Source organism: Streptomyces silvae (assembly GCF_016745505.1).
Taxonomy (GTDB): domain Bacteria; phylum Actinomycetota; class Actinomycetes; order Streptomycetales; family Streptomycetaceae; genus Streptomyces; species Streptomyces silvae.
Genome location: NZ_JAERUC010000127.1, coordinates 1 through 4,660 on the forward strand (window position 1 = coordinate 1; position 4,660 = coordinate 4,660).

At 75.2% G+C, this 4,660-nt stretch carries 4 protein-coding genes; all 4 read left to right on the forward strand.

Annotated elements, in window-relative coordinates; all coding sequences use genetic code 11:
* Positions 1-66 precede the first annotated feature (66 nt).
* Positions 67-1,647, forward strand: a complete 1,581-nt coding sequence (locus tag JKV81_RS19460; RefSeq protein WP_129264024.1) for an FAD-dependent monooxygenase — start codon at positions 67-69, stop codon at positions 1,645-1,647.
* A 30-nt stretch (positions 1,648-1,677) separates the two neighbouring features.
* Positions 1,678-3,231 carry an FAD-dependent monooxygenase gene (locus JKV81_RS19465; protein ID WP_202076948.1) on the forward strand — a complete coding sequence of 518 codons (1,554 nt, stop codon included), beginning with the start codon at positions 1,678-1,680 and terminating at the stop codon, positions 3,229-3,231.
* A 99-nt stretch (positions 3,232-3,330) separates the two neighbouring features.
* Positions 3,331-4,251 (forward strand): alpha/beta hydrolase, encoded by a 921-nt coding sequence (locus tag JKV81_RS19470; RefSeq protein ID WP_372444203.1) that lies wholly within the window; start codon positions 3,331-3,333, stop codon positions 4,249-4,251.
* A gap of 122 nt (positions 4,252-4,373) precedes the next feature.
* A partial coding sequence (locus tag JKV81_RS19475) for a carboxyl transferase domain-containing protein (RefSeq protein WP_307820580.1) occupies positions 4,374-4,660 on the forward strand: 287 nt, incomplete at its 3' end.

Sequence of the window (4,660 nt, forward strand, 5' to 3'; positions counted from 1 at the left end):
CCCTCTCCACCAACAGCCTCGCCACCCTCAACCACGCAAAGGACCACGCGGAGAAGAAGTCCTGACATGGCAGCGGACCACCGGGGCGCCGCCCAGGACACCGCGCACGCCCTGAGGACCGACGTCCTGGTGGTCGGGGCCGGCCCCGCCGGCCTCATGCTCGCGTGCGAGCTCAGGCTCGGCGGGGCCGAGGTGACCGTCGTCGACGAGCGTCCCGGGCCGACCACCGAGTCACGGGCCACCACCCTCCACGCCCGCACCATGGAGATCCTCGACAGCCGTGGCCTGCTGGACGTGCTCGGCACCCCGCCGTGCGAACCGCGCGGCCACTTCGGCGGCATCGGGCTCGACCTCACGCTGCCCAGCTCGCACCCCGGACAGTGGAAGGTGCCCCAGGGCCGGACGGAGGAACTCCTCCAGGACCGGGCCGCCGCGCTCGGTGCGGACCTGCGCCGGAGCCACCGGCTGACCGGGCTGACCGACGGGCCCGACGGGGTGAGCGCCGACGCCCTCGGCCCGGAGGGTCCGGTCCGGTTCTCGGCCCGCTACCTGGTCGGCTGCGACGGCGAGGACAGCACCGTGCGACGGCTCGTCGGAGCGGACTTCCCCGGCAGGGACGCCGTACGCGAACTGCTGCGCGCCGACGTCTCCGGCATCCGCACCCCGGACCGGCGCTTCCTGCGGCTGCCGGACGGCCTGGCGATCTCCGCCACCCGTGACGGCGTCACCCGGGTGATGGTGCACGCCTTCGGCAGCCGGGCCCGCCACCGTACGGGCGCACCGGACTTCGCCGAGGTCGTCGAGGCATGGAAGCGGGTGACGGGCGAGGACATCGGCCACGGCGTCCCGCTGTGGATCAACGCCTTCGGTGACGCGGGCCGGCAGCTCGACCGCTACCGCCACGGCCGGATCCTCTTCGCGGGGGACGCCGCCCACCAGCAGATGCCCAGCGGCGGGCAGGCCCTCAACCTGGGTGTGCAGGACTCCTTCAACCTGGGCTGGAAGCTGGCCGCCGAGATCCGGGGCGACGCCCCCGACGGCCTCCTGGACAGCTACCACACCGAACGTCACGCCGTCGGCGCCGACGTGCTGGCCAACATCCGTGCCCAGTCACGCCTGTTGCTCGGCGGACCGGAGGTCGAACCGGTGCGGGCGATCGTGGCGGAGCTGGTCGCCCTCGACGACGTACGGATCAGGCTCGCGGGGACCATCAGCGGCCTGGCCGTCCGCTACGACCTCGGGGACGGCGGTGACCACCCGCTGCTCGGCCTCCGGCTGCCCCCGGCCGGACTGACGCGCCGCGCGGCCGGCGGCGTGACCACGGCCCGCACGGCGGAGCTGTTCCACCGGGGCACCGGCGTGCTGCTCGACCTCGGCGCGGACCCGGACCCGGGCCCGGCCTCCGGCGGCCTCGCCGATGTGGCCCGGGACGGGCACCGGGTCGTACGGGTCTCGGCGCGGCCTGCCCCCGGCTCCCCGCTGCGCACCGGCGAAGCCCTGCTGGTGCGGCCCGACGGTTACGTCGCCTGGGCCGGCCGGAGCACCGGTGACCCCGCTCTGCACACCGCGTTGCGCCGGTGGTTCGGGGAACCGGACCGCGCGCGCACCGCCCCGCACCAGTCCACCGCAACCGCTGCCGCGCGCTGAGACGACGGCAGGAACCAGGAAGGCACATCCATGGATGCCGACGTCACGGCGCAAGCGACCGACTCCGAAGCGACCGACTCCGAAGCGACCGACTCCGACACGTTCGACGCCGATGCGTTCGACGCCGATGTGATCATCGCCGGCGCGGGGCCCACCGGGCTCATGCTGGCGGGGGAGCTGCGCCTGGGCGGCGCGGACGTCATCGTCCTCGAACGCCTGGAGCGCCCCACCGGGCAGTCCCGGGGCCTGGGGTTCACCGCCCGCGCACTGGAGTCCTTCGACCAGCGCGGTCTCGTCCCCCGCTTCGGCGGGCTGGAGACGAGCCCGATGGGCCACTTCGGCGGGGTGCAGTTCGACTTCACCGCGCTGGAGGACGCGCACTTCGGGGCGCGCGGCATCCCGCAGTCCCGGACCGAGGCGGTCCTGGAGGAGTGGGCGGTGGAGCTCGGCACCGGACTCCGGCGGGGCTGGGAACTGCTCGGCCTCGCCCAGGACGACGACTCGGTCACCGTCACCGCCGCCACCCCGGACGGCGAGCGCCGGCTGCGTGCCCGCTATCTGGTGGGGGCCGACGGCGGGCACAGCCTGGTCCGCAGGACCGCCGGTTTCTCCTTCCCCGGCACCGACGCCACGCGCGGCATGTATCTCGCCGACGTCGTCGGCTGCTCGATCCCGCCGCGGTTCCTCGGCGAGCGCGTCCCGGCGGGGATGGTGATGGCCGCGCCGCTCGCCGAGGGCGTGGACCGGATCATCGTGTGCGAGCACGGCGCACCGCCCGCCGACCGGAGCAGCACGCCCGGCTTCGAGGAGGTCGCGGCGGCCTGGCAGCGGCTGACCGGGGAGGACATATCCGGCGGCAGCGCCGACTGGGTCAGCTCGTTCACCGACGCCACCCGGCAGGCGAGCGAGTACCGGCGCGGGCGGGTGCTCCTGGCCGGGGACGCCGCGCACATCCACCTCCCGGCCGGCGGCCAGGGGCTGAGCACCGGGGTCCAGGACGCCGTCAACCTCGGCTGGAAGCTGGCCGCGGTGGTGCGGGGCGGGGCGCCCGAGGGGCTGCTCGACACCTACCACGAGGAGCGGCACGCGGCCGGTGCGCGCCTGCTGGCCAACACCCTCGCGCAGGGCACGGTGTTCCTCGGCGGGGAGGAGTCGGAGCCGCTGCGGACCCTGTTCGCGGGGCTCATCGAGCTGGACCCGGTCAAGCGGTTCCTCGCGGGGGTGGTCAGCCATCTCGACGTCCGGTACGACGTGGGCGGGGAGGGCGAGGAGGACCACCCGCTGCTCGGCCGCAGGCTCCCGCCGCGTGTCCTGACGACGGCGTCCGGGCCCGTCGGCACCCCCACCCTGCTGCACTCCGCCCAGGGGCTCGTCCTCGATCTGGCCGACGACCCGGACGTACGGGAGGCGGCCGCCGGGTGGAAGGACCGGGTGTCCCTCGTCACCGGCGTGCCCCAGGACCCCGACGTCTTCGCGGGCGCGGCAGCCGTCCTCGTCCGGCCCGATGGTTACGTCGCCTGGGCGGGCACCGGCGCCTCGGGGCTCGGCGAGGCCCTGCACCGCTGGTTCGGCACCCCCGCCTGACCGGGCCCAGGGCCACGGTCGTGCAGCCATCCCCATCAGGTACCAGGAGGAGAACATGAGCCGGGCACCACAGCTCACCCGCACCACCCGGGCCACGCCGTGACCGCGCCCGCCCTCGAGCCGGCCACCGCGCCCGCGATGTCGCCCGGGGTCAGACCCGTCGTCCTGGAGGCCGGTCCCTGCCGCCTCTCCGCGCTGATCGCCCAGCCGCAGGGCACCCCGCGTGCCACGGTCGTCGCGGTGCACGGCGGAGGCATGCGGGCCGGCTACTTCGACGGCCAGGCCCACCCCGACGTCTCCCTCCTCGCCCTCGGTGCCGCACTCGGCTACACCGTGGTCGCGGTGGACCGTCCCGGATACGGCCTGTCGGCGTCCCAACTTCCGTACGGACAGGCCCTGTCGGAGCAGTCCGCCCTGCTGGGCACCGCGCTGGCCCATCTGGCCGGCCGCTATCCCACCGGGGCCGGGGTGTTCCTCGTCGCGCACTCCTTCGGCGGGAAGCTCGCCCTGACCTACGCGGCCGCGCAGGACGGCCGGGACGGTCTGGAGGCGGGCGCGCCGCCGCTGCTCGGGATGGACGTCTCCGGCTGCGGCCGGGACTACGCCGTCGACACCGGCGATCTGCGCGACCCCCACCGGCACGGCCACTGGAAGCGGAACTGGGGCGCCCTGCGCTTCTATCCGCCCAACACCTTCCGGGACGCCGCCGCCCTGGTCGCGCCCATGCCGGTGCGGGAGCGGGCGGAGGCGGCGCACTGGCCGGCGAGCTTCGCCGCGGCCGCCGCCCGGGTCCCCGTACCCGTCCGGCTCACCTTCGCCGAGCGCGAGCTGTGGTGGCGGCACAGCGAGGAGGACCTCGCCGAACTCGCGGGTCTGTTCACCGCCTCGCCGTTCGTCACCGTCGACCGGCAGCCGGAGGCGGGCCACAACATCAGCCTCGGCTGGGCCGCCCGCGCCTACCACCTGCGGGCCCTCGCCTTCCTGGAGGAGTGCCTGGCCCGTGCGGGGGCGCCCGCCTGAACCGCGTACGGCCCCGGAGAGGGCCGCGCCGACCGCACCGCGTACGGGCGGACACCCGGGGAGGGCTTCGACGGCCGGCACCCGCCACCCGTGCACCGCCGCTACAGAGAGGAGACCCGCACATGCCGCCCGCGACATCCGACGCACTCACCGAACGGCTCACCGGCCTGGAGTCCCGCAAGGACGAGGCCAGGCACGGGCCCGACCCCCGCGCCACCGAGCGCCAGCACGCCAAGGGCAAGCTGACCGCGCACGAGCGGATCGAACTGCTGCTGGACAAGGGCAGCTTCTCCGAGGTGGAGGCCCTGCGCCGGCACCGGGCCACGGGCTTCGGCCTGGAGGCGAAGAAGCCGTACGGCGACGGCGTGGTCACCGGCTGGGGCACGGTCGAGGGCCGCACGGTCTTCGT

Bases quoted from the DNA above. Each gene is read 5' to 3' on its own strand.
- JKV81_RS19460 (WP_129264024.1), top strand. From the start codon at position 67: ATGGCAGCGGACCACCGGGGCGCCGCCCAGGACACCGCGCACGCCCTG.
- JKV81_RS19465 (WP_202076948.1), top strand. From the start codon at position 1,678: ATGGATGCCGACGTCACGGCGCAAGCGACCGACTCCGAAGCGACCGAC.